20 protein-coding genes and 1 rRNA gene are annotated in these 25052 nt (G+C 40.1%); 6 read left to right on the top strand and 15 right to left on the bottom strand.

Going from position 1 to position 25052, the window contains the following annotated elements; genetic code table 11:
- Both A9970_RS16945 and A9970_RS29065 read right to left on the bottom strand, forming a co-directional pair.
- A 16S ribosomal RNA gene (locus A9970_RS16945) occupies positions 1 to 842 on the bottom strand; the annotation flags it as partial.
- A gap of 792 nt (positions 843 to 1634) precedes the next feature.
- Entirely contained in the window at positions 1635 to 1742 is a 108-nt protein-coding gene (locus A9970_RS29065) for a sortase B protein-sorting domain-containing protein (protein WP_159729815.1), read from the bottom strand.
- A 75-nt stretch (positions 1743 to 1817) separates the two neighbouring features.
- Between A9970_RS29065 and A9970_RS16955 the strand changes: the two genes are divergently transcribed.
- Positions 1818 to 2840, top strand: a complete 1023-nt coding sequence (locus tag A9970_RS16955) for a LacI family DNA-binding transcriptional regulator (protein ID WP_120336504.1) — start codon at positions 1818 to 1820, stop codon at positions 2838 to 2840.
- A gap of 141 nt (positions 2841 to 2981) precedes the next feature.
- On the opposite strand, the gene uxuA is transcribed toward A9970_RS16955, so the two are convergent.
- The 9 genes from uxuA to ettA all read right to left on the bottom strand — a co-directional run bounded on the left by uxuA (position 2982) and on the right by ettA (position 13798).
- Positions 2982 to 4142, bottom strand: coding sequence for a mannonate dehydratase (gene uxuA, locus A9970_RS16960; RefSeq protein WP_182983168.1), 1161 nt, complete (start codon positions 4140 to 4142; stop codon positions 2982 to 2984).
- 12 nt (positions 4143 to 4154) lie between these two features.
- Positions 4155 to 4973 carry an SDR family oxidoreductase gene (locus A9970_RS16965; protein ID WP_088160737.1) on the bottom strand — a complete coding sequence of 273 codons (819 nt, stop codon included), beginning with the start codon at positions 4971 to 4973 and terminating at the stop codon, positions 4155 to 4157.
- 79 nt (positions 4974 to 5052) lie between these two features.
- On the bottom strand, positions 5053 to 5241 hold the full coding sequence (gene ccoS / locus A9970_RS16970; RefSeq protein ID WP_075991720.1) for a cbb3-type cytochrome oxidase assembly protein CcoS: 189 nt from the start codon (positions 5239 to 5241) through the stop codon (positions 5053 to 5055).
- A gap of 5 nt (positions 5242 to 5246) precedes the next feature.
- Entirely contained in the window at positions 5247 to 7640 is a 2394-nt protein-coding gene (locus A9970_RS16975) for a heavy metal translocating P-type ATPase metal-binding domain-containing protein (RefSeq protein WP_182983169.1), read from the bottom strand.
- Between the two features lie 9 nt (positions 7641 to 7649).
- On the bottom strand, positions 7650 to 9020 hold the full coding sequence (gene hemN, locus A9970_RS16980) for an oxygen-independent coproporphyrinogen III oxidase (RefSeq protein ID WP_182983170.1): 1371 nt from the start codon (positions 9018 to 9020) through the stop codon (positions 7650 to 7652).
- A 1-nt stretch (position 9021) separates the two neighbouring features.
- Positions 9022 to 9438 (bottom strand): lactate dehydrogenase, encoded by a 417-nt coding sequence (locus tag A9970_RS16985; RefSeq protein ID WP_088160734.1) that lies wholly within the window; start codon positions 9436 to 9438, stop codon positions 9022 to 9024.
- A 373-nt stretch (positions 9439 to 9811) separates the two neighbouring features.
- Complete coding sequence (locus A9970_RS16990) at positions 9812 to 10879, bottom strand: response regulator (protein WP_182983171.1); 1068 nt, start codon at positions 10877 to 10879, stop codon at positions 9812 to 9814.
- A 42-nt stretch (positions 10880 to 10921) separates the two neighbouring features.
- Complete coding sequence (locus A9970_RS16995) at positions 10922 to 12106, bottom strand: PAS domain-containing sensor histidine kinase (RefSeq protein WP_182983172.1); 1185 nt, start codon at positions 12104 to 12106, stop codon at positions 10922 to 10924.
- 9 nt (positions 12107 to 12115) lie between these two features.
- A complete protein-coding gene (gene ettA / locus A9970_RS17000; RefSeq protein ID WP_153844968.1) occupies positions 12116 to 13798 on the bottom strand; it encodes an energy-dependent translational throttle protein EttA in 1683 nt (560 codons plus the stop codon).
- A gap of 185 nt (positions 13799 to 13983) precedes the next feature.
- On the opposite strand from ettA, the gene A9970_RS17005 reads away from it, so the two are divergent.
- Both A9970_RS17005 and A9970_RS17010 read left to right on the top strand, forming a co-directional pair.
- Complete coding sequence (locus A9970_RS17005) at positions 13984 to 16509, top strand: ATP-dependent Clp protease ATP-binding subunit (RefSeq protein WP_153844969.1); 2526 nt, start codon at positions 13984 to 13986, stop codon at positions 16507 to 16509.
- Between the two features lie 138 nt (positions 16510 to 16647).
- The gene (locus A9970_RS17010) at positions 16648 to 17067 is read left to right on the top strand and encodes a hypothetical protein (protein ID WP_120336510.1); all 420 of its coding nucleotides are present in this window, start codon (positions 16648 to 16650) and stop codon (positions 17065 to 17067) included.
- A 45-nt stretch (positions 17068 to 17112) separates the two neighbouring features.
- Here A9970_RS17010 and recN read toward each other — a convergent pair whose 3' ends face one another.
- Complete coding sequence (recN, locus tag A9970_RS17015; protein ID WP_182983173.1) at positions 17113 to 18774, bottom strand: DNA repair protein RecN; 1662 nt, start codon at positions 18772 to 18774, stop codon at positions 17113 to 17115.
- A gap of 302 nt (positions 18775 to 19076) precedes the next feature.
- Here recN and A9970_RS17020 point away from each other — a divergent pair, with 302 nt between their 5' ends.
- On the top strand, positions 19077 to 19691 hold the full coding sequence (locus tag A9970_RS17020) for a sprT domain-containing protein (RefSeq protein ID WP_182983174.1): 615 nt from the start codon (positions 19077 to 19079) through the stop codon (positions 19689 to 19691).
- A 67-nt stretch (positions 19692 to 19758) separates the two neighbouring features.
- Entirely contained in the window at positions 19759 to 20172 is a 414-nt protein-coding gene (locus A9970_RS17025) for a hypothetical protein (RefSeq protein WP_112374214.1), read from the top strand.
- 174 nt (positions 20173 to 20346) lie between these two features.
- Here the strand turns inward: A9970_RS17025 and A9970_RS17030 are convergent, their stop codons facing one another.
- Both A9970_RS17030 and A9970_RS17035 read right to left on the bottom strand, forming a co-directional pair.
- A complete protein-coding gene (locus tag A9970_RS17030; protein ID WP_075991712.1) occupies positions 20347 to 20607 on the bottom strand; it encodes a hypothetical protein in 261 nt (86 codons plus the stop codon).
- Positions 20608 to 20774: 167 nt separating this feature from the next.
- Positions 20775 to 21788 carry a YhcG family protein gene (locus tag A9970_RS17035; RefSeq protein WP_182983175.1) on the bottom strand — a complete coding sequence of 338 codons (1014 nt, stop codon included), beginning with the start codon at positions 21786 to 21788 and terminating at the stop codon, positions 20775 to 20777.
- 315 nt (positions 21789 to 22103) lie between these two features.
- Between A9970_RS17035 and A9970_RS17040 the strand changes: the two genes are divergently transcribed.
- The gene (locus A9970_RS17040; RefSeq protein ID WP_120336522.1) at positions 22104 to 22631 is read left to right on the top strand and encodes a hypothetical protein; all 528 of its coding nucleotides are present in this window, start codon (positions 22104 to 22106) and stop codon (positions 22629 to 22631) included.
- Positions 22632 to 22698: 67 nt separating this feature from the next.
- Here the strand turns inward: A9970_RS17040 and A9970_RS17045 are convergent, their stop codons facing one another.
- Positions 22699 to 25050 (bottom strand): BamA/TamA family outer membrane protein, encoded by a 2352-nt coding sequence (locus A9970_RS17045; RefSeq protein ID WP_120336523.1) that lies wholly within the window; start codon positions 25048 to 25050, stop codon positions 22699 to 22701.
- Between the last annotated feature and the right edge of the window lie 2 nt (positions 25051 to 25052).

A 25052-nucleotide genomic window follows, 5' to 3' on the forward strand; every position in this document is an offset into this window, starting at 1 on the left:
CTATCGCCAACATCGAGTTATCATCGTTTAGGGCGTGGACTACCAGGGTATCTAATCCTGTTCGATCCCCACGCTTTCGTGCATCAGCGTCAATACCAGCTTAGTGAGCTGCCTTCGCAATCGGAGTTCTAAGACATATCTATGCATTTCACCGCTACTTGTCTTATTCCGCCCACTTCAAATGGATTCAAGCCCATCAGTATCAAAGGCACTGCGATGGTTGAGCCACCGTATTTCACCCCTGACTTAATAGGCCGCCTACGCACCCTTTAAACCCAATAAATCCGGATAACGCTCGGATCCTCCGTATTACCGCGGCTGCTGGCACGGAGTTAGCCGATCCTTATTCTTCCAGTACATTCAGCTTCCTACACGTAGAAAGGTTTATTCCTGGACAAAAGCAGTTTACAACCCATAGGGCAGTCATCCTGCACGCGGCATGGCTGGTTCAGGCTTCCGCCCATTGACCAATATTCCTTACTGCTGCCTCCCGTAGGAGTCTGGTCCGTGTCTCAGTACCAGTGTGGGGGATTCTCCTCTCAGAGCCCCTAGACATCGTCGCCTTGGTAAGCCGTTACCCTACCAACTAGCTAATGTCACGCGAGCCCATCTCTATCCTATAAATATTTAATAGCTAACCGATGCCGGTCACATATGTTATGCGGTGTTAATCTCTCTTTCGAGAGGCTATCCCCCTGACAGAGGTAGGTTGCTCACGCGTTACGCACCCGTGCGCCACTCTCACCGTCTTCGAGCAAGCTCTCCGACGGATCCCGTCCGACTTGCATGTATTAGGCCTGCCGCTAGCGTTCATCCTGAGCCAGGATCAAACTCTCCATTGTAAAATGAAGTTTTTGATTCCAACTATTTATAATAATCAGAATTCTTTTTTTATATCTCTGATCTTGGATCGAATTGAACGAATTCTTGAATTTGTTCATGACTTTCGTTTGTCTACTCGTCACGCTTACATGATTGTGTTTTCTTAAAGAACTTTTCTCGCTTCAACTTCCGTATCCGCTATATTCCGATGGCATTGCGCCGTCTTTATCTTTTTTGTTTTTCCCTTCGTTTCCGTTGGGACTGCAAAGGTAGAAATCTTTTTTGAACTTCCAAAAACTTTTTGAAGTTTTTTCTCTTTTCTCTTTTTTCGATTTCCGCGTTTAAAATAAACTGAACGGGATTTTAAATCCTGCCAGACTTCTCTTAAACCCTTCTTTTTTCATGATTCCTTCTTTCGAAGTAACCGTTCCTCCCTTGCGGAGTGGTGCAAAGATAGGGAGTTTTAACAATCACTTCCAAGCCTTTTGTTTATTATTTATTTCAATTCACCCTTAACTGCCTGTAACGGTGCGAGATTCTTTTTGTAAAACAGGTGATCGGAAGGGTGGGATGGCTGATCCGGCCACCAGATTGGGCCTTCGGAGAACCCCAGGTAATCATATAGCGTATGGAGACAGGCTTCGTATTGGATCTATTATCAATTTCGTTTAACTTTTGTTCCTAATTAAAAGGGGTATTACAGGGGGATAACAGGGGGTTAACAGGGGGTTAGCAGGGGTACAACCCCTATTACCCCCCTGTTACCCCCCTGTTAAAGCGGTGCTATAGTGCTGTTAATTACAAATCGATATTCAATTTGAACATAAGCAACGTAACAACAGATCTCTCCTCTTCGCCAAAACTGCCGCTGAAACAAGCGAAAATATCAATATGAAAAGCCAAATAATAGCAGCATTGATCCACTTATCAAGATAAAAAACCTATTTATCTATTTTTTTATGTAGATTTATCTTCTTAAAATAACCACCAGAGCGATGAGCAGAACTACCCTGAAAGATATAGCGTTGGCACTCAATATTTCTGTTTCGACGGTTTCCAAGGCATTATCAGACAGCTACGAAATAAGTGAAGCGACTAAAAAGATGGTTCAGGAATATGCCAAAAAGCATAATTTCCACCCAAATAAGTTGGCACGGAGCTTAAAAATAGGAAAATCCAATACAATAGGGGTTATTGTATCCAACATTAGTAATACATTCGTTTCACAAATCCTCGATGGAATTCAAATAGCCTCTCAACAGACTGTCTATGACGTTATTTTCATGCAAAGCCGGGAAGACGAACGGATCGAAAAAAATTGTATTGACGTCTTACGCATGCGCGGTATTGATGGCTTAATGATATCTCCGGTTTCTTCCGATTCAAATATTGAAGAGCTAAAAGCATTGATAAAATCACAGATCCCAGTCGTTATTTTTGATCGTATCAATCACCAGCTCGACACATTCAAGGTAGGTGTCAATAATTTCCAGGGTTCATATAACGCCACAAAGCATCTCATCGAACAAGGTAAAAAGAATATTTTGCATATCACCGGAAAGAACTTAGGTGTGGCAGCCGAACGATTAAATGGCTTCAAATCTGCTTTATCAGATGCGGGGATTCCTTTTGATAATAGGCATTATATCGAATGTAGTTTTAATAATACCACCGATATAGACGAAACAATTCGAGAGATTTTGCGCAAAGAATATCTTGAACATAAAAGTATAGATGCGATTTTCGGTGCTACGGATGTTATTACAACCCGAACACTGGGTATTTTGGCTGAGCTTCAGATTCAAGTCCCTTCCGAGGTCGCTGTTATTGGTTTTTCAAACACACAAATAGCAGCGTCGTTAAATCCAGCGCTATCCACAGTTGTGCAACCGGCAACAGAAATTGGGGAACTGGCGACAAATAAATTAATCGCCACCATTAACCAAACAAGACCAATACATGAATTTGAAACAATTGAGCTTCCAACACAGCTCATCATTCGCAAATCTTCCTTATAATTCTTTTGATTATAGTCTCGTCGACATACTTAAAACAAAACAGTCGGGAAATAAGAAGTTAGCTCCCCTATTTCCCGACTGTCTTTATGCTAGACCTCTATTACAGGTCATAATCTCTAATCTTCGCCCGAATTATTGGTATCATTCACCAACAATACCATACTCTAGGCCCCGTAATTCCGCAAGCCCTCTTAATCTTCCAATGGCAGAATACCCTGGATTTGTTACTTTATTCAGATCATCCAGCATCTGATGGCCGTGATCTGGTCTGAATGGGATCGCTGTAGATCGCAATTGATTTTCAGCAACCAGGATTTTCATGATTTTATACATATTGACATCCCCATCCAAATGGTCTGCCTCATAAAAGCTTCCGATCGCATCTTTCCTCACATTCCGTAAGTGAACAAAGTTTACCCGCCCTTTAATATTTTCTAAAATAGCCGGCAGATCGTTTGTCTGACTGGCGCCCAAGGATCCTGTACAAAAGCAGACACCATTAAATCGTTGTGGAACCGCATTTAAAAAATAATCGAAATCCTCACCATTACTAGCGATACGGGGCAAACCTAAAATAGGATACGGTGGATCATCGGGATGAATGGTCATACATATACCATTCTCCTCACAAGTTGCCGCAATTCCCTGAAGGAAATAAACCAAATTGTTGCGTAAACCATCTTTCCCAATATGCTTATACGTATCAATGCTCGCTTTTAAGGCATCCAATTCCACATTCTTCTCTCCGGGGATCCCCATTAAGACAACATTTGCCAATTCTTCTTTTTGTTGTTCGGAAATTTCATCAAAACGTAAAGTCGCACGTTTAACAACATCCTCTGGATAGGCCGTGCGAGCGGCGTCTCGTTTTAATATAAATATGTCAAAAAGTGCCAAATCAATCCAGTCAAAATACAATGCTTTTGAGCCATCCGCCATGGTTAAGTCCAATTGCGTACGTGTCCAGTCAAGCACCGGCATAAAATTATAACAAATTGTTTTGATGCCACATTGTGCGAGATTGGTTAAAGTCTCATTATATTTCTGGAGGTATTCATCGACTCTAGCACCTTTTGTCTTAATCTCCTCGTGTACTGTCACACTTTCCACAACAGACCAGGTAAGACCAGCATCTTCTATAATGCGTTTTCTTTCTTGAATATCGGCAAGTGGCCATACCTCACCGTGTGGAATATGATGTAATGCCGTAACAATACCAGTAGCTCCAGCCTGTTTAATATCTTGTAAAGATACTGGGTCATTGGGACCATACCAACGCCAGGTTTGTTCTAATTTTCTCATCTTAAAGTTTAATTAAACACCACACCATGCATTAAAACCACCATCGACAAAAACCGTCTCCCCTGTCACAAAGGCCGATGCATCGCTCAATAGATAGATTAAAGTTCCTTTTAACTCACGAGGGTCGCCCAAGCGGTTATAGGGAGTTCCGTTAAGAATACGTTTGGTACGGTCGCTATACGTACCGTCTGGATTGATCAATAAGTTTTTGTTTTGTTTGGTTAAGAATACGCCGGGAGCGATTGCATTGACACGAACTTGATCGCCATAACGCTGAGCGAGCTCGGTGGCCATCCATTTTGTATACCCATCGATACCGTGTTTTGCAACAGTATAGCCCAAAACACGTGTAAAAGGACGACTGGCTGTAAGAGAAGATATATTGATGATGACACCTTTTCCGCTTTCAGCAATCACACGACCAATAATATGCGTAGGAATCATTGTACCATACAAATTAAGCTCAATTGCTTTAATGGTATCCTGAATATTGCTCGCAAATAAATCTTGATCGGCACCAATTGTTGCACCTGGAATGTTGCCTCCAACGGCGTTTACTAAAGCGTCTATCCTACCCCACTTTTGCAAAACTTCATCTTTCGCCCGAGTGACATCCTGTTCGTTCATGATGTCAACTTCTACAAATATAGCTTCGCCACCAACAGACTCTACCTGCTGGACACGCTCCGCTCCGATTTGTCCATTACGTCCAAGTACTGCGACTTTGGCTTCTGCCTCGGCCAAAGCCTCAACAAATGCTTCGCCTAAAATCCCTGTACCTCCCGTAATTACAACTACCTTATCTTTTAATGAAAATGGATTATTATGCATGTATTTTTATTTCAAATTGGTATTTACCCCCAATTTTATTGATAATAACCTTAATTACAAAAAAAAGTAATTGATTTAATTACGATAACGTTTTAGTTACGTCACCTTCTTTATCTTCCCCTTCTGTCGTTTCATCATCAAACAGAATCCGTATAGAAGGTGTATAGGTATCATTATGCTGACCGGTTTTATTTGCCCAGAAAAAAGCACATAGGAAAACCAAAGCCAACAAAACACTACAACCGATCAAAATATACATTATTTCCATAACAACTAGAGTTTACGACGTTTGGCATACCACCTCGTCATGAGACTTGTAAAGGAGATGATCGTTACCGTACTTATTGGCATTAGAATCGCGGCAAATAACGGCGACATAATACCTTGCACGGCAAAGCTCAATCCAATTACATTATATAAAAGAGATATACCAAAGCTCATATGTATTACTTTCACCGCATCTTTGCTAAAAGCAAAGAAATCCGGCATTTTTGAAAATGACTCCCCATCCAGTATCGCATCACAGCCGGGAGAGAAGTTATTGATATCATCACTCACGGCGATACCCAGATCTGCTTTACGCAATGCCCCCGCATCATTAAGGCCATCACCAATCATGCAGACATGCTTTCCTGCTACCTGAAAATTTTGAATGGTTTCCAGTTTTTCCATTGGTGATTGATTAAAAAGCAAATTTGCATTCGAGGGAAAAATTAACTGGAGTGCATCCAGACGTCTATCGTTATCCCCTGAGATTAAATGAAGGTCGTATTCGACTTTAAAATCTTCAATCAAAGCCGAAAGGCCATCCCGCCAGGATTGCTCCATGGTAAAATACCCCTTTAACTCCTCGCCTATACGAATAAAAACCACAGAACCATCTGTTTTAATATTACCGATATTCAAAAAGTTAGCACTACCGATTTTAATTTCCTTGCCACTTACATTAGCCTGCATCCCCTTTCCCGGAAATTCCTTAAAATCCTGTATCGAAATAGCAGAAGAGACATTCAGCCACTTGACGATTTCACGGCTCAATGGATGGCTAGAGTTTCTACATACCGCATTCAGTAGCTTTTTGTCAACTGCTGAAAGGCTACCTTCAAAATAAATTGAGGTTGCTTTAGGCGACGATATTGTGCCAGTTTTATCGAACACCAGGGTATCAATCGTTGCCATCTGCTCAATAGCAGCCGTATTTTTCACATAGAACTTATTTCGATCAAAAATACTTAGCGCAGCAGAAAGGGTAAATGGAGAGCTCAACGCCAACGCACATGGACATGCAATAATCAATACCGCCGTAAAAGCTCCCCAAGCCCTGCTTGCACTCCCATCAACCGCCCAAAACAAGGCCGCCAATAGTGCAATAGCCAATAAAACAACAGTAAAATATTTACTTATAAAGTTGACAAAAGTCTGAAAATGTTTGTCATAATCTTTATAATTCTCATTATTCCATAATTTGGTCAAATAGGACTGTGAAATCGGTTTGACCACTTCAAGTTCTATCGCTTCCCCCGTCTGGCGCCCGCCGGCATAGATAATTTCGCCTAAGGTCTTACTGACCGGGCTTGATTCTCCCGTTACAAAGCTAAAATCTATCGCAGCATCACCTTTTAAAAGCATAGCATCGGCAGGTATAATTTCATTGTTCCGAACCAAGATACGATCACCTATATGAACGTCAGCTAATTGTACAGGTTTATCCCCCGATTCGGTCAATACTGTTACAGCCACCGGAAAATAACTCCGGTAATCCCGTTCAAATGAGATGTGATAATAGGTACGTTGTTGTACCCATTTTCCGATCAATATAAAAAACACAAGACTACAGAGTGTATCCGTAAAACCAGCTCCTGTCTGTGTGATTACCTCAAATGCAGAACGCAAAAATAACACGAGGATTCCCAGAGCTAATGGCACATCCAGATTCAAACGCTTTTGTTTCAGACTCCAATAGGCCGATTTGAAATAATCCGACGCACAATACAATAAAACAGGGAGACCAAAAGCAAGGTTTATATAACCAAAGAAATTGGCATATTCCTTTTCAAAACTCCCCATTCCAAAATAATCAGGGAAACTGAATAACATAGAATTTCCAAAACAGAAACCGGCAACAGCAATTTTTGCGACCAAAGGATTCAGATTATTTCTATTCCCTTCCTTTACAACATCCTGCAAGGTGATTTTAGGGTCATAACCGATATTGACCAAAAGATAAACCAGGTCTTTCAATGGCAGCTCATTGTGATTGAATGTAATGCTCGCCTGTTTCTTCATAAAGTCCACGCGCGACTGCAGTACATTGGGATTGAGTTTATATAAATTTTCCAGCAACCAGATACAAGAGCTACAGTGAATAGCCGGAATATAAAAGGTGATGATGGTCATCTTATCATCTTTATAATCCACTAATTTACCGGCAATCTGTGGTTCATCCAGATAAGAAAAATCTTCTTGCTTGGATTTATTCGATTTACCCGGGTGCTGATTATAGCGATAATATTGCTGCATACCACTATCGTTCAACACCTGATAGACTGTCTGACACCCCAGACAGCAAAAATCGTGATGATCGAGCTGATAGCCCGTTTCCTCAATTTTATCGCCGCAATGGAAACATTTTTCTGCAAGTTGTATTTCATCCCTTAGCTCTGCCATACCTTCGTTCTAAATTGCCTGACTAAATAATTGATTTTGTGCTTTTGAACGTAATAATCGCTGATCAAAGGCCATACAGATATTTCTTAAAAAAGAGCGTCCAATAGCAGTACATTGAATTAGGTCGCCGGTTATGGAGACTAAACCATCTGCAACAAGTTCAGACAATTCGTCGGTAATCTGCTCATTCAACGGCGCACCTGTCGGCAACTGCACTTTACCTTTACACATCATATCGAGGATATAACGCCTTACAAGAAGATCCTCCTCGTTGAGTATATGTCCTTTTACAACGGGCAATACCCCTGCATCAATGAGTTTATGGTATTCTTCTACGGTCTTCACATTTTGAGCAAAAGCCCCCCAGGCATCGCTGATCGAAGAGACTCCAATACCGATTAACAAGGGACTAAATCGATCGGCATACCCCATAAAATTGCGATGTAATCTTTCTTGTTGAAAAGCCACAAATAACTCGTCCTCTCTTTTCGCAAAATGATCCATACCGACATCTTCATAGCCATGGGCCAAAATCATTTTTTTTCCAAGGTTATATAAGGCGAGTTTGGCTGCGCCATTAGGTAGATCTGCTTCAGTATAATGCCGTTGACCTGGTTTTATCCAAGGCACGTGGGCATAGCTATAGAAAGAGATCCGGTCTGGACCGAGCAGCATCGACTTTTGAATGGTATCTGCTACGGTCGCAAGTGTCTGTTTGGGCAATCCATAAATCAGGTCAAAATTAATGGACTCAAATCCAATTTTCCGCGCATTCAGCATCACTTCTTCCACTTCTGCCGATGTTTGATGCCGGTTGATCACAAACTGCACAAGTGGGTCAAAATCCTGTATTCCCAGGCTCAGGCGCCGAAATCCCAAGTCAAATAAGGTTTCTAAATGCGTGACAGTTGTATTGGCTGGGTGAGCTTCAAAGGAGAATGAACTACCTGGAGCCAGGTCTGCGTGTTTAAGGATCCCCTCAATCAGTACCTTCAAATTATCCGGATGGAAGAAGGTCGGAGTGCCACCACCCAAATGTATTTCTGCCAATAAAGGTCTTTCTCCCTTAAATAAAGCGACATACATTTCCCATTCTTTCAAAAGAGAGGCAATATAAGGTTCTTCAACGCGATGGTTTTTTGTAATGCGCGTATTGCAGCCACAATAAGTACAGAGGCTTTCACAAAAAGGAAGGTGTATATATAAGCTGATACCTTTTTCTTTCGACTGCTGGAAAGTTTGATAGACTTGATTGGTCCATGCTGCCTGAGAAAATGCTTCATTATCCCAAAAGGGAACAGTAGGATAGCTTGTATAGCGCGGTGCGGCAACATTATATTTTTGCACCAATTCTTCCATTGTAACCTGCGATGTAATCATTTTATTTTATTTTTTTAGCACAGTCGTTTAGACAACAACAGGCTTTACCAACACATTTTTCTAATCCCCATAAGTTGAGATTCCGGACGGTCTGCTCTGCCAGTCCTTTTGGACTTTGATCTTCAAATGGCGCATTGGCAATCTGAATATTCAAATCTCCAGCCTTTACCAGATCGATATGAGCAGTATCCTTACTGCGGGTCATAATCTTATTGATCCCTAACCCTTTTAAATTAAGTAGCATGCTCTCGTCCAAAATATCGCTCACGGAAATAACTACCGCATCTTTTCCACGCGCGTAATTCTGTGTCTCCGCATTTAATCCATTTGAAATCAAAGTCAAATCATGTTGTTTGGCATTTGCCAATGCCCAAAACTCTTTTTCAAATGACCTTACATTATATACTACTACTTTCATTCTGATTCTACAATCACCAATTAAGGTTTATCCTAAGAACAAAAGTAAATCATGCATATGGGCAAAAAGATGATATAGCACCACACCTTAAAATGATATTTATCACAATTCACAAAAACTTGCATGATTTCGCAAACACCAACAGCTGTAAAAGTCAACCGAAAGCTATTTTCTGGCCAGTAACCGGGTACAACCTGTTCATTGAAACCAATGAAACCAAACAAGTTCAATAAAACGGCATAGCGAGCTCGCATTGATACTTTAATGAAAAGACACAAATCAATAAACATAGACTATCAGAAAAAAGGCGTGTTCAGAAAAACTGAACCCGCCTTTTTTAGTAAGTTGATTGTTAAATCTTCGCTTCTGATCCCTACTGCTTCACATCCCGTAGGTTCTTGATAGAATTGATAAATATTTTACCTTTTTCTTTCGAAATCAGTTTTTCTTCTTTAAAGTCGGAGAGCATACGGGAAACAGTTTCATTGGCTGTCCCTGCAATTGAAGCTAGGCCGTCTCGTGTCACATCAATTGAGCATGTATCAGCCTCATTGCTATTGAATCCACTTTTTTCAGCAACGCTAATCAAAGCATTGGCGACACGCTTACGGACAGAATGGTAGGCAAAACCGAGCAATTGCTCTTCTTTTTCACGTAAGTCGACAGAAAGGAGCTTAATAAATTTACTGGCTATTGCAGGTTTTTTCCATAACAGCTCCAAAAAACTATCCTTTGGAATCAACACAATTTCACTTTGTTCAACAGCTTCGGCGTAGTCTTCATAATTATCATTCAACAAAATCGAAGCATAACCAAAGTAATTGCCTTCAATAAAAATACCTGTAGACAGCTCTCGTCCATCTTTATAGGACTTAAAGCTGCGCACCTGACCAGATTTCACAAAATAGACGTACGTTGGCGAATCATCTTTTTCATAAATAGACTGTTTTTTCTTCACTGTTTTCACACGTGAGTTGGCAATTAGCTCCTTTAGCAACAATACCTGCTCTTCGGCGCTCAAACTCAAATCTTCTTCCTGAGGGATATCTGCTGCAAGCTGCTCATGTCTTTTGAGGCGAACATCTATTGCATTCATCAATTCGACATCATCAAAAGGTTTCGTCAAATAATCATCCGCTCCCATTTCCATCGCTTTGCGCATATCTGCGCGTTCCGCTTTGGCAGTCAGAAAAATGAACGGAATTTTGGCTGTACTTTCAATTTTGCTTAACATAAATAAGACTCCGTAACCATCCAATTCAGGCATCATGATATCACAGAGAATCAAATCAGGAATATGTCTTGTCGCCAGGTCGACCCCAACGCGCCCATTTTCGGCTGTAATGACATCATACCTTCCTGTCAACTCCAATATTTCGGTAGTCCCTTCTCGGATATCGATATTATCTTCAATAATTAGAATTGTCTTTTTATTTCTCATCTGCAATTATTTATTCAGTTATGCGAATCTGCAAGTTCACCTTTATTTAAAGCTTACTCTGAATGAAGTTCCTTTGTGTACTTCCGATTCAAATTCCATCTGCCCCGCCATCAATTCGATGTATCGTTTTACAATATTCAAACCTAATCCTGTACCAGGGATATTACCTGTATTATGTGCTCTAAAAAAAGGCTCAAACAAATGTACCTGATCTTCCTCGGGTATACCAATACCATTGTCTTTCACGGATATTAAGCAGCCTTCATCGTCGATACAGGTTGTGAATTCGATCAAGGTATCTTCTCCGGAATATTTGATCGCGTTGGAGATTAAGTTGACCAAAGCATTTTTTAACAAATTTGGATCTAGGGTGAAATGCCCAATTTCTCCGGTGTGTTGGTATACAATATGCTGATTTTTCTTACAGATCAATTGCATTTCTTCGGTGATCTCTTCTGCCAACTCAACGAGATTGATGTACTGCTTATTCATCACAACAATACCCGCTTCCAATTTTTCAAGTGACAGAAAGTCGTTCAGGATACTTGTGAGCAATTGAACTGCACTTTTAATTTTATTGGTATGTTTAATGATATTAGCCTTATCATCCGGTCGTTCGGAATACTTTTCAATCAGAGAAGCCGAAAGTTGAACCGAGCTTAAAGGTGTCCGGAACTCATGCGAGGCCATGGACACAAACCGTGATTTCAGCTGGTTAAGTTCAATTTCTTTTTCCAGGGATTTAGAAACCTCTGCTTTAGCCTTTTCAAGTTCGGACACCAAGGAGATCAGGTCGCGTGTACGCTCACTCACTTTATGTTCAAGTTCGGCTGCATGTTGCTTGAGCATATCCTCGGCAGCCTTCTCACGCGATAAATCGTGAATAAAGCCGGTAAAGATATTCTTATCTTTTAACCAAACCTCACTGACTGCCAAGCGAAATGGAAATGTTTCTCCATTTTTCTTTAAGCCCATCACTTCACGGCCTATTCCGATAATTTTCTTGTGACCTGTGGTTTGGTAATTATGTAGATAACCATCGTGGTTGCCACGATCAGGCTCGGGCATTAACATGGAGATATTGTGTCCGATCACTTCTTCAGCCTGATAACCGAATAATTCCAAGGCAGCAGGGTTAATGCTTTCCACATTCCCCCTGTTGTCTATGGTAATTATTCCATCAATAGCGTGATCTATTATAGCAGCTAAAAGCCTTCCACCGTCCATGATTGTTGCTTATTTTACCAGTTTCTTGTATTTAATACGGTGCGGTGTCACGTCACCTATGCGTTTTTTACGGTTTTCTTCATATTCAGTGTAGTTACCTTCGAAGAAATAAACCTGCGAATCCCCTTCAAAGGCAAGGATATGGGTACAGATACGATCCAGGAACCACCTATCGTGGGAGATCACAACCGCACAACCACCGAAATTCTCCAAGCCTTCTTCCAGTGCCCGCAAGGTATTTACATCAATATCATTGGTCGGCTCATCGAGTAAGAGTACATTTGACCCTTCTTTGAGTGTAATGGCCAAGTGAACACGATTACGTTCTCCACCGGAAAGTACACCTACTTTCTTTTGTTGATCAGCACCGTTAAAATTAAATTTGGAAACGTAAGCTCTTGAGTTTACCGAGCGGTTACCCAGCATCATATTGTCACTGCCACCCGTAATATTTTCCCAAACCGATTTTTCAGGATCGAGGTCGTGGTGCATTTGGTCCACATAACCCAATTTTACTGTTTCTCCGACCTTGAACGAACCTGTGTCAGGTGTTTCCTGACCTGTAATCAGACGGAATAAGGTTGTTTTCCCCGCACCGTTGGGTCCAATAATCCCTACGATACCCGCAGGCGGCAACATGAAACTCAAATTTTCAAACAAGATACGATCGCCATATGCTTTGGAAATGTTAGTTGCCTCAATGACCGAATTACCTAAACGTGGTCCCGGCGGAATAAACAATTCCAATTTTTCTTCGCGTTCTTTTGTTTCCTCAGAAGCTAATTTATCATAGTTATGCAAACGTGCTTTCGATTTGGCGTGGCGTGCTTTCGGCGCCATACGCACCCATTCCAGCTCGCGTTCCAGGGTTTTTTGACGTTTGGTTTCCTGTTTTTCTTCCTGTGCCAAGCGTTTTGCTTTTTGATCTAACCAAGAAGAATAATTTCCCTTCCAAGGAATACCCTCACCGCGATCCAATTCAAGAATCCATCCAGCTACATTATCCAAGAAATAACGGTCGTGGGTAACGGCAATAACGGTTCCCTTATATTGTTTTAAGTGTTGTTCTAACCAATCGATCGACTCGGCATCCAAGTGGTTCGTCGGTTCATCTAAGAGCAATACATCAGGTTCCTGCAACAATAAGCGACATAATGCTACACGTCTGCGCTCACCACCTGACAAATTGACAATCTTTGCATCTGGCTCGGGGCAACGTAAAGCATCCATTGCTCTTTCCAATTTCGAATCGATTTCCCAAGCGTTAGTGGCATCAATGACATCTTGAAGTTCTCCTTGTCTTGCCAACAATTTGTCCATTTCATCGGCATTTTCATAAACCTCCGGCAGGCCAAATTTTTCGTTGATTTCTTCGTATTCCTGTAAGATGGCTGTAATTTCAGCAACACCTTCCTGAACGACTTCAAGAACAGTCTTTTCAAGATCCAATTGAGGCTCTTGTGCTAAATAACCCACAGAGTAACCTGGGGAGAACACCACCTCGCCTTGGTAAGACTTATCCAATCCAGCGATAATTTTTAATAGGGAAGATTTACCTGATCCGTTTAAACCGATCACACCGATCTTCGCACCATAGAAAAAAGATAAATAGATATTTTTTAAAACTTGTTTTTGAGGCGGATAGATTTTGTTGACACCCGCCATCGAAAAAATGATCTTCTCGTCTGACATAAAATTTAAAAAAATTCGAAAACTCTTGTTATATTAACATACAAATGTAATCTTTTATACTGACATTTTGGACGTATAACGGTCATGGCTTAATTGTTGATGACATTATTTAAAATAATTTTAAGGTTTGAAATGCAGAATTTACTACATTTATATATCCTTAATATAAAACAGAAAGGTATTCAATGGAAGCAAAATTTTCACCGCGCGTAAAGGATGTCATATCGTACAGTAGAGAGGAAGCTTTGAGATTGCGTCACGATTATATAGGAACGGAGCATTTATTGCTCGGATTGATTCGTGAAGGCGATGGTATGGCAATAAAGATCCTTAAAAACATAGGCATTGACACGACAGCACTACGTCAATCTGTGGAGGACGCAGTGAAGGGGGCATCGGTTTCACGCGCTCCTATTGGCAACATGCCATTAACAAAACAGGCTGAAAAAGTTTTGAAGATCACTTATTTGGAAGCTAAAATATTCAAATCGGACATCATCGGAACGGAGCATCTATTATTGGCTATCTTACGAGATGAAGATAATATTGCTTCTCAGATTTTACAACAATACAATGTGACTTACGACATCTTCAAATCTGAAGTTGAGCAAAATAGAACGACCATCAAGGATGAGGCTCCGGGCTCTCCTACCGGCGACGATGATTTTGCTGAGGATGATCAATATATCCAACCTAAAAAAGTTTCGGATATCAAATCCAAAACTCCGGTATTGGACAACTTTGGCCGTGATTTGACCAAAGCTGCTGAAGAGGGTAAATTGGATCCTATTGTGGGTCGCGAAAAAGAAATTGAGCGTGTATCTCAAATTTTATCCCGACGCAAGAAGAACAATCCTTTGTTGATTGGTGAACCGGGAGTTGGTAAATCAGCTATTGCGGAGGGACTTGCTCTTCGTATTGTCCAACGCAAGGTATCACGTGTGCTATTCAATAAGCGTGTAGTCACATTGGATCTGGCTTCATTGGTTGCCGGAACGAAATATCGCGGTCAATTTGAAGAACGTATGAAAGCAGTCATGAATGAATTGGAGAAATCACCAGATGTCATCTTATTTATCGATGAGATTCACACCATCGTTGGTGCAGGTGGTGCTTCAGGATCATTAGATGCTTCCAATATGTTCAAACCAGCCTTGGCAAGAGGAGAAATCCAATGTATTGGTGCAACGACATTGGACGAATATCGTCAATACATTGAAAAAGATGGTGCTTTGGACCGTCGTTTCCAACGTGTAACGATTGAGCCGGCAACACATGATGAAACGGTTGAGATATTGAATCGTATCAAGGAGAAATATGAGGATCACCACAATGTGACCTACACTCCCGAAGCGATCGAAGCCTGTGTATCGTTAACAACACGTTATATTACAGACAGATTCTTACCAGATAAGGCTATTGATGCTTTGGATGAGGCAGGCTCTCGCGTGCACTTAAACAATATTCATGTACCGCAGTCCATTATTGACATTGAGAATAAAATTGAAGAGGTCAAATTGGAAAAGAACAAAGTCGTTCGTAGTCAAAAATACGAAGAGGCTGCCAAATTGCGTGATACGGAGAAAAAATTGATCGAAGAGCTCGAGAAAGAGAAAATCGCTTGGGAAGAAGAGACGAAGTCTAAACGCTATACTGTTTCAGAAGAAAATGTTGCTGAGGTAGTGGCCATGATGACAGGTATCCCTGTACAACGTGTAAGTCAAACAGACAGTCAAAAACTGTTGAATATGGCCGAGTTGATGAAGGGAAGAATCATTGGTCAAGATGACGCCGTAGGTAAATTGGTGAAAGCTATTCAACGTACACGTGCGGGCTTGAAGGATCCTAAAAAACCAATCGGGTCATTTATCTTCTTAGGTCCTACTGGGGTCGGTAAAACAGAGCTGGCTAAAGAATTAGCGCGATTTATGTTTGATACAGAAGATGCACTGATCCAAATTGACATGAGTGAGTATATGGAGAAATTTGCGGTATCTCGCCTTGTTGGAGCGCCTCCAGGATATGTTGGTTATGAAGAAGGTGGTCAATTGACTGAAAAAGTACGTCGTAAACCTTATGCGGTTATCTTACTGGATGAGATTGAGAAAGCTCACCCGGATGTATTTAATCTCATGTTACAGGTATTGGACGAAGGCCAATTGACAGATAGTTTGGGCCGTAAAGTAGATTTCAGAAATACCATAATCATTATGACTTCAAATATTGGTGCACGCCAATTGAAGGAATTTGGTCAGGGTGTTGGTTTCACCACTGCAGCAAAATCACAACAATCCGATGCACATTCACGTGGAGTTATTGAAACCGCTTTGAAAAGAGCTTTCGCTCCTGAATTTTTGAACCGTATTGATGATGTGATTGTGTTCAACTCATTGACAAAAGAGAATATCTTCAAAATCATTGATATTGAGTTAAGGTCATTGTTCAAACGTATCGCTGATTTGGGTTATACCATCAATTTAACGGATGAGGCAAAAGATTTCATCGCAGACAAAGGTTATGACAGTAATTTTGGTGCACGTCCATTAAAACGAGCAATCCAAAAATATCTTGAAGATCCGATTGCAGAAGAGATCCTCAAAGGAAATGTGCAAACTGGTTCAGTTTTGACCGTGAGCATTAATCCTGAAACCAAAGATATTGAGGTTTCTAGCTCAGATTCTAAGTCTTCAAAAGATACAGCTGAGAAGTAAGCTTCAGCTATCTTTAAAAATAATTTCAATAAAATGCACCTTTATGGTGCATTTTTTGTTGTAAAGAAAGTTGGCGTTAAACTTTCGCACTATTTTATCGTCTTATAATAAAAAAATATCACAAATAACACGAACAATATGAAAAGACTTTTATTAGCAGCATTAATTGGAACCGCAGCCCTGGTTTCATTTTCTTCTTGTAAGAAAGAATACGTTACAAACTATTTACCGGGAGTAACTTTTAATACGAAGGTGGTGTCTTCTTCTTGGGGAGTTGACAAAACTGGATATTCTTTCTCAAATGAATTGGACTTTCCCGAACTAGATGCAAAATATTTCGACTACGGACATGTGGGAGTAGCTGTATCATTTGATAATGATCCAAATTATTTCATTAACATTCCTTCAGCTATTGGCCCTTATAATTATCGTGTGGAGTATAAAATTGGTAAAGTATATCTCTATGCTGATTATGTGGGTAGCGACAATAAACCAGTCCGTCCGACCAATATGTTAGTAAAAGTAACATTAACGGATGCCGATAACGGTGGGAACTAATAGAAAAAAGGTCTTAGAAAATCTCTAAGACCTTTTATTTAATAACTATCCTTTCAGCAACAACTCAGCATGTTCCAGTGCCGCATCTGTGGGATTGGTACCACTGAGCATCTGAGCGATTTCCTTGACTCTCCCCTCTTGATCTAAACGAACAATGTTAGATATGGTTCGGTTGGCTTTGTCTTCCTTATATACCTTATAATGCGCAGCACCTTTAGCTGCAATTTGGGGCAAATGGGAAATAGCAATAACCTGCATATTCTCAGCAAGACTTTCCATCACCTCTCCTACGCGTAGCGCAACCTCTCCAGAGATTCCTGTATCGATCTCATCAAAAATAATAGTAGGTAATGCAGAAGTTTTAGCAACTAAGGATTTAATGGCCAACATAACACGAGAAAGCTCTCCTCCGGATGCAACCTTATGAATGGATTGCAATACCTGTCCTTTATTGGCCGAAAATAAAAACTGTATTGAATCCATCCCCGATTCCCGCATATCCCCTTCCTTCAATGGATCAAGACTAATTTGCAGCAATGCATTTGGCATACCCACATTTGACAAAGTAGCTTGCACATCCTTTCCGATCATTTCCAGTACCTTTCTCCTGGCTGCTGATAGTTCCTTTGCATTTTTCTGGGCAATGGCTAATTTAGCCACAACCTCTTTTTCCAGTCGCTCCAATTGCTCATCCGAAGAATTTATAGCAAACAGTTTGGATTCAAGATCATCGCGTAATTTGATCAGCTCCTCAACGGAGTCCACATGATGTTTTTTCTGTAAGGAATACAATAAGCTCAAGCGCTCATTGATTTCCAATAAAGTACCTTCGTCGATTTGGGTATCCTCCTCGAGAGAGCTCAGCTCTGCTGCGACATCCTTCAGCTCAATCCATGTGCTCTTTAATCGTATAGCCAAATCTGCAGCCTCAGGCAGAAATGAAGCTATGCCTTCCACCTGACTCATCGTCTCTTTTAGACGGCTTAAAACTGCCGTATCTTCATTTTCCAACAGCTGCGATGCCCCAGTTAGTGCACGCTTGATATCTTCTGCATTTTCCAACTGCCGCTGTTGTAGTTCGAGTTGTCCCTGTTCATCTGCTACCAATCGGGCGGCGTCAAGTTCATCAAATTGAAACTGAAAATAATCCTGTTCTATTGCAGCTTTTTTTACCAGATCTTTAAATTCTTCGAGTTCTTTTTTGGCTTTCTTATAAGCGAAGAAGCTTTCTCGATAGCTTTGCTTCAATCCGAAAGAGCCTGCGACACTATCCACTACCAAAAACTGAAAATCTTCTGTATTAATCTGCAATGTTGCATGTTGAGAATGCACATCAATCAACTGCTCGCCTAAAGCTTTAAGGATAGACAGTGTGACAGGAGAATCGTTAATAAATGCCCGGGATTTACCATCGGGAGCTATTTCTCTTCGAATAATCGTGTGGTCCGCGTAATCGAGATCATTTTCCTCAAAAAAACGAAGTAACTGGTAAGAACCAATTTTAAATTCCCCTTCAATCACACATTTCTTGGTTGGGTCGAAAAAATGCTTGCCCTCTGCCCTATTTCCTAAGATCAACGATAATGCTCCCATGATAATAGATTTACCGGCACCGGTTTCGCCGGTAATCATATTCAAACCTTTATCAAATTGGATTTCCAATTCGTTGATGAGCGCATAATTTCTAATATGTAAGGTATCTAGCATATTCTTGAAGGTCTAATTACAGTTTAGAGGAAATACCGTTCCTCAATCGGATCCTATGTTTCATGAACCTTTCTGTAGGTAATTTACCTAAAACTCAGGCGATTTCAATATATTTTATTTAAAAAAACAGCTACTCTGCTTTAATAACATGCCCACTTTTAATATTCTCAGGTACTAAATACTAAAAATAATATCATTTTTCCAAATTAAAAACTACTATTTTTAGTAAATCGATTTTATTTTTGACAAAAGAATGTTCTCATTTAGCACTATTGACATGAATAAATCCCTATTTTTATGGCATGCAAGATTATAGTGCTACGCTCAAAAAATACATGCCCGAAGAAGCTGCTCCGATTATATCCAACTGGATTAATCATACCCGCTGCTTATTTAAGATCTCTCGTTCAAGGAGTACCAAGCTAGGAGATTACCGTGCACCGTTTAGAGGAAGCCCGCATCGCATCTCAGTCAACCATGACTTAAATTCCTATTCATTTCTGATTACGACGATCCATGAATTTGCCCATTTACAAACCTGGAATAAACACCAGCATCGTGTCAAGCCACATGGTACCGAGTGGAAAAATAATTTCAAGGAACTGATGGAGCCCTTCCTTAAATTGAATATTTTTCCAATCGATATTAGCAGTGCCATTCATCGCTACATGGAAAACCCCGCTGCTTCAAGCTGCACGGACCTTCACCTGTTTCGCACCTTAAAATCATACGATACCATCAAAACCAATGCCCTTACGGTGGAAGCTTTGGAGGATGGCCATTTCTTTAAACTAAAAAATGGTCGTTCATTTCAACGCATTGAAAAGATAAGAAAACGCTATAAGTGCATGGAATTGAACAGCAAACGCATATACCTATTCAATCCAATAGCGGAGGTATTTCTGCTAGAACAATGATTTTTGACAAATACATTCATTATATTTTTATCTTTGCTAACTTAGGAAACAATTAAAGAGAGCTTTTATGTTACACTTACACTCGACTATAGCAATTGTATTATTGCTAGCCCTGGTGATATCGATCGTGATCACCCTATCAAACTATTTAGGCAACAAACCGTACAACCGTAAAATTGCTTTATTGGGTTTTATCGCATCGCATATTCAATTATTGGTGGGATTGATCTTATTCTTTTATTTAAAGTATCCATCGATGATCTCTGGCGCCGTAATGAAAGATCCGACATTACGTTTTAAAATCATCGAACACCCATTAACCATGATCATTGCTATTGTATTGATCACAATTGGTTACTCTAAAGCTAAAAAGATTGAAAATGCAAAAAAAGCAAACCAAACGGTTGTTATTTTCTATATCATCGGTTTGATTTTAATTCTTGCTCGTATTCCTTGGTCTACTTGGTCACTTTTCGCGTAGTTGGCGATAATCATACAAAAGAAGGCCTCACGATCGTGAGGCCTTTTTTGTACCTTGCAGATCATGGAAGCATAACGGGACGGGGTCGTCAACGATGAACTGAGTTCGAAAAAAGGATTAAAATAAAAAAGCCCCAGTAAACTGGGGCTTTCAAATATCTTAGTTGACTTTTAATTAGTCACGGTTTTTTCCAAATCCCAAAATTCCGAAAACGGTTTTGAATGCGATAAGTGCACCTACGATCATGGAGATGTTAGCTATCGCGGAAAACAAAAAAGTTTGTTGACCCATTGCCGCACATACATCCGGTACAAAACGGATAAATGTACCTATTAAACCTAAAGCGATCGCTACTACCAATGTTTTGTAGTAATGAGTTTGGTTCGCATTATTATCAGTTGTCTTTGGACCTCTTGGTTGTACAGTTTCTGCCATTTCAATTTCGATTTTATTCGATACAAATGTACAAAATAATCTATGTTAGAAAAATAAAAATGAAAAAAGCGGAAACACAGGGCTTTCATCCCCCAATACTTATAAATTAACTCGGTTTAGCACGTTTAAAATTCCCTTAAATGGCGCCATATCAACACTTGAAAGTTCTACTCAGCGTCACTATTACCTACAAAACTATTCAACTCTTTATTCACCTCATCCAGCAACTGTTGCTCTGTCGGTAGATAAAGGTCGTATTGACTTGCAACAATCTGTTTTTGGTCTTCAGGAAGCGTAAATTTGACGACCGCGTCATTTTTACTCGCACATAGCAAGATGCCAACCGTCGGATGTTCATGCGGAAGCTTTTCAATACGGTCATAGTAATTGACATACATCTGCAATTGACCAATGTCCTGATGCGTTAATTTATGGGTTTTAATTTCAATGATCACAAAACTTTGCAATAAACGATTGTAAAAGACCAGATCAACAAAAAACTCATCGCCTTCGATATGAATACGTTTTTGTCTAGCGACAAATGAAAATCCATTCCCTAATTCTAATAAGAACTCTTGAAGATGGGCAATAATGGCGCCCTCAAGATCTTTCTCATAGTAAGCGCTTTCCCGTTTCAAACCCAAAAATTCCAGCACCATCGGATCTTTGATAATCTCCTTCGCATCGGAAGGCATCTTTTCCTTTTTCGCTACAGCCAACACACTTTCTTTATCGTTGCTAAGCAACAGGCGTTCGTATAGATTCGTATTGATCTGCCGCTCAAGCTGCCGGACTGTCCAGTTATTCTTAATGGTCTCGGCGATATAAAACTCACGTTGTTCTTCGCTCCTAAGACTTAAAAGTAGCTTGTATTGGCTCCAGCTCAATTGCGTCCACAGTGTAGACACAATTGGAAATGTGCGATAAAACTGACGGTACCAATTTAACTGTCTAGATGAAAAACCACTTCCAAACTCAGGCTGTAACTCTGCTGAAAGATATTTAATGATGTATTTTCCATAATCAGCTCGATCCTTGCCTTCCTGCTCCTGCTCGAAAATACGCTTGCCAATATACCAGTACATCAACGTTCGCTGATGATCGACAGCACGCACAGCATTTTCTTTGGACTGCACAATAATTGCCTTTATATCGGATACTAAAATTTGATCGGACAACATAATCAATTCGCATGCTTTGCCCAACGAGGATAACACTTACAATTTACCCATAGAAGAAAATAAAAGGATGGTTAACTGAAGCAGGAGATAGTACCTTCTTCTGAGGAATAATGAAAAACCCTCGAGCCTATTTACAAAGGTTTCAACATTCGTATAGTTAAAGATTTTCAAAAGAAAATTAAAATCCCTAAAATTGCAGTCTCATTTCAAGGAAATCGGATTCAGCATATTAATGCTATTGATCTTCCAAACGATATTGACGCTACGGAAATAGGCCCTAAAAAGGGAAATAGCGAATTGAATAAAAATAAAACGATGAAAAAGATTATATTTTTTCTATTACTGATACCTTTTTGGGCGGCTGCTCAAGAGCAAAATATCCAAAACTTTATCGTAAAAGAAAACCTTTCCAAAAATGGAAAATTGGCTGTAGTTGCATTGGATTCACTTGGAAACACCAATGAAAACATCCATGGCAATTACCTATTTACAATCAACGGTTTCTCGCAAACACTACAATTTCATGAGGGTGTCGCTGTCCCTAATCAGAAAATTGAGTCATCAACATTTGTATTCTTTAGTCATAAGAATCAACAAACTTCCAAAGGTCGCTTATTTTATATCTATAAGAGCGATAGCGGACTCTCTCCTTTTGCCATTAGCGGATTAATGTTTTTGATTATCCCGGCCATTGTATTGGGAATAGCTTACATGTTTAAAAAAGTGATTATGACAGCGATCGCACTGGCTATAGTTTTCTTTTTATTCAACCATTCACAAGGTTTAGACTTGAGTAAAATTTTTGAATCTATATTTTCAAGTCTCAAAAATCTCATCGGTTAACAACACGATCTCGGGAAATCACATCAATTGATGTGATCAAAGTAAATCATAACAAAACGATTGTACATTAGAACGGCATACCGATTCCAAAATTGTATTGAATAAAATTGTATCTGTCGGGTCTATGGGTTTCATAATATTGTGCCTTAAATTCCTTGGAATCAAAGAAGTGCTTGATAACCCATTGATCAGCACCTGAGAATTGTGGATCTTTTAGTTTAAGCCCGGCATCTAAGCGAATCACAAAATAGTCCGAATCGAAACGAAGTCCGAAACCGGTACCGATGGCGACTTGCCCAAGGAATTTATTGAATTTAAACTCTCCACCCGGATTTAGTTCTTCATCCTTCTTCAATCGCCAAACATTTCCCATATCCACAAATGTCGCTCCATTCATCTTTGCGCCCAGAAAGTTATTAAGTAATCTGAATCGATACTCCGCATTCGCTTCCAGCTTAATCTCCCCCAACTGATCCAAATTACGCAGGTTTAAACGCAAATCCTCACTAAGACTCTGCCGGTTATAGGCACCTGGTCCGAGGGTACGCGCCTGCCAAGCGCGTATACCATTCATCCCCCCACTATAAAAGCTCTTTTCAAAAATCAACAGTTTAGAGTTATTACCATAAGGAATCGCTATCCCTGGATTAAAACGGAAGACAAACTGCCTATTTCCACCAAGATTTCGGTATAAACGATAATCGAATTCTGTCTTGGCGTATTGAAGAAAGGGCACACCAAATATTTTTTTCTCACCATCAGCATTCTTGGGCAATTTTGCCAAGGAGCTAATAAGGTCCAGCACGTTTCCACTCACGTCCAATGTTCCTCTGAAATATTGAAAATCCTCCTTGCTATTCAATTTCTTGCCATTCAGGATAAAGGTATATTGTGTTCCTAAACCAAAATACTGACGATCGTTGCTACGTACATACAGCTGGTAGCCTTCCTGTACAAGCTTGTTCCGAAAATTGGAATCCAAGCGTCCATCCCGATACTCCAAAACGATAGGCGTAAAACTATGGTACTTATTTTCTGTTTCATACCAAGAGTAATTCAGCGATGTGATAAAATAGCGGTTTGAATAGGTTTTATCTTGATCGAACAACTGCAATGTCATCGAGTAGGTCGTTTTGGGCAAACCAAACTTCCCCCCTGGATTAATATGAAAGGGCACCATCAGACGAGGAATAACTAAATTTACGCCCGCTTGAAAATCGTTATTGAATATTTTGCTGGAAAGCCCTCCTGCTAAACGCGGATCAAACAATACGCCATAACGTAATTTCACTTCCAATTGCTCCGAACCACCAAAGATATTACGTTGTGAGAATGTATTTCCAATATTAAATCCGCTCATACCTGAACTAAAAGTATACTCCCCCTCTATCTGGTTTCCCATACGAGGTCTTGGAACGAAATCATAGTGCACATCTAGTTTATTGGAATCTTTTTTGACAAACTGCATTTTGACAGAACGAAAACCATTCATCTCGTACAATCGGTCATAGGATTTATTTTCCTCCCGCAAGGAATAGTACTGACCTGAGCGTAAATACATATAACGTTCCAAAGGTTTCCATCTGAAACTATTCGTTTCATCAACAAATAAAAGGCGTTTTGCAGAATCTAGGATACGACGTGGCTCCTTCTTCGACATTGTTCCATAATTCCTTATCGTCATATAAACACTGTCTATTTGATACTTTTTATGTATCGTAGAGTCAGATGGATTTTCGACATTAATTTTCAAGTCGATCAAAGGTCCATCGATAGTTGAATCGACCCCAGCACGCATATATTGCCTTACATAATCGTAATACCCATTGTTACGCATCGAAACATAAAGTTTCTCCCGCTCATCAAGCAACTTTGCGGCATCGTACTGGGTATTGGATTTTACGGAAGTTTTAGGAAGTACCTCCCGTTCAAATATTGCCTTTATATCTTCATCCTCAAATTTTCGATCTATATTTCTAACTTGATAAGGAACACCTTCATCTACTTTAAAATCGATATGTGCTCGCTTTTTGGAAACTGAAATCGTAGGTTCGACCTTAGCTTTAAAGTAACCTTTTGAAAATAGAAAACGCCGGATTTGATTGGCAGACAAATCTACCATTGCCGAATCCAGCAAGTGAGGTGGTTCGCCGACATTCCTAATTTTCTTGGTTTTATAGCGTCCGTTTTTAGTATTGAACGTATTGTAAATAAATAGATTTACCCTTGAATTAGGTCTTATTTGATTGGAAATATACGTTTCGGATGATTCTTTCAATGCAGGGGTGACACCAGAAATCTGTACTTTTGTAACCAGAGCTTGGTCATCGTCAAGATATTTTGAAGACCGGCATGATGCAAAAAATAACACTAAAAGCGTTATACTTGCAAATCCGATAAAACGAGTATACTTAATCATCA

The organism is Sphingobacterium sp. UME9 (assembly GCF_014170215.1).
GTDB classification, from domain to species: domain Bacteria; phylum Bacteroidota; class Bacteroidia; order Sphingobacteriales; family Sphingobacteriaceae; genus Sphingobacterium; species Sphingobacterium paramultivorum.

Coding starts and splice junctions, on each gene's coding strand:
- A9970_RS16995 (WP_182983172.1), bottom strand. CDS start 12,106: ATGGACGGTGGAAGGCTTTTAGCTGCTATAATAGATCACGCTATTGAT.
- A9970_RS16990 (WP_182983171.1), bottom strand. CDS start 10,879: ATGAGAAATAAAAAGACAATTCTAATTATTGAAGATAATATCGATATC.
- A9970_RS16955 (WP_120336504.1), top strand. CDS start 1,818: ATGAGCAGAACTACCCTGAAAGATATAGCGTTGGCACTCAATATTTCT.
- A9970_RS16975 (WP_182983169.1), bottom strand. CDS start 7,640: ATGGCAGAGCTAAGGGATGAAATACAACTTGCAGAAAAATGTTTCCAT.
- A9970_RS17045 (WP_120336523.1), bottom strand. CDS start 25,050: ATGATTAAGTATACTCGTTTTATCGGATTTGCAAGTATAACGCTTTTA.
- A9970_RS17005 (WP_153844969.1), top strand. CDS start 13,984: ATGGAAGCAAAATTTTCACCGCGCGTAAAGGATGTCATATCGTACAGT.
- ettA (WP_153844968.1), bottom strand. CDS start 13,798: ATGTCAGACGAGAAGATCATTTTTTCGATGGCGGGTGTCAACAAAATC.
- A9970_RS17035 (WP_182983175.1), bottom strand. CDS start 21,788: ATGTTGTCCGATCAAATTTTAGTATCCGATATAAAGGCAATTATTGTG.
- A9970_RS17010 (WP_120336510.1), top strand. CDS start 16,648: ATGAAAAGACTTTTATTAGCAGCATTAATTGGAACCGCAGCCCTGGTT.
- A9970_RS17025 (WP_112374214.1), top strand. CDS start 19,759: ATGTTACACTTACACTCGACTATAGCAATTGTATTATTGCTAGCCCTG.
- ccoS (WP_075991720.1), bottom strand. CDS start 5,241: ATGGAAATAATGTATATTTTGATCGGTTGTAGTGTTTTGTTGGCTTTG.
- hemN (WP_182983170.1), bottom strand. CDS start 9,020: ATGATTACATCGCAGGTTACAATGGAAGAATTGGTGCAAAAATATAAT.
- A9970_RS17040 (WP_120336522.1), top strand. CDS start 22,104: ATGAAAAAGATTATATTTTTTCTATTACTGATACCTTTTTGGGCGGCT.
- A9970_RS17030 (WP_075991712.1), bottom strand. CDS start 20,607: ATGGCAGAAACTGTACAACCAAGAGGTCCAAAGACAACTGATAATAAT.
- recN (WP_182983173.1), bottom strand. CDS start 18,774: ATGCTAGATACCTTACATATTAGAAATTATGCGCTCATCAACGAATTG.
- A9970_RS16985 (WP_088160734.1), bottom strand. CDS start 9,438: ATGAAAGTAGTAGTATATAATGTAAGGTCATTTGAAAAAGAGTTTTGG.
- A9970_RS16965 (WP_088160737.1), bottom strand. CDS start 4,973: ATGCATAATAATCCATTTTCATTAAAAGATAAGGTAGTTGTAATTACG.
- uxuA (WP_182983168.1), bottom strand. CDS start 4,142: ATGAGAAAATTAGAACAAACCTGGCGTTGGTATGGTCCCAATGACCCA.
- A9970_RS17020 (WP_182983174.1), top strand. CDS start 19,077: ATGCAAGATTATAGTGCTACGCTCAAAAAATACATGCCCGAAGAAGCT.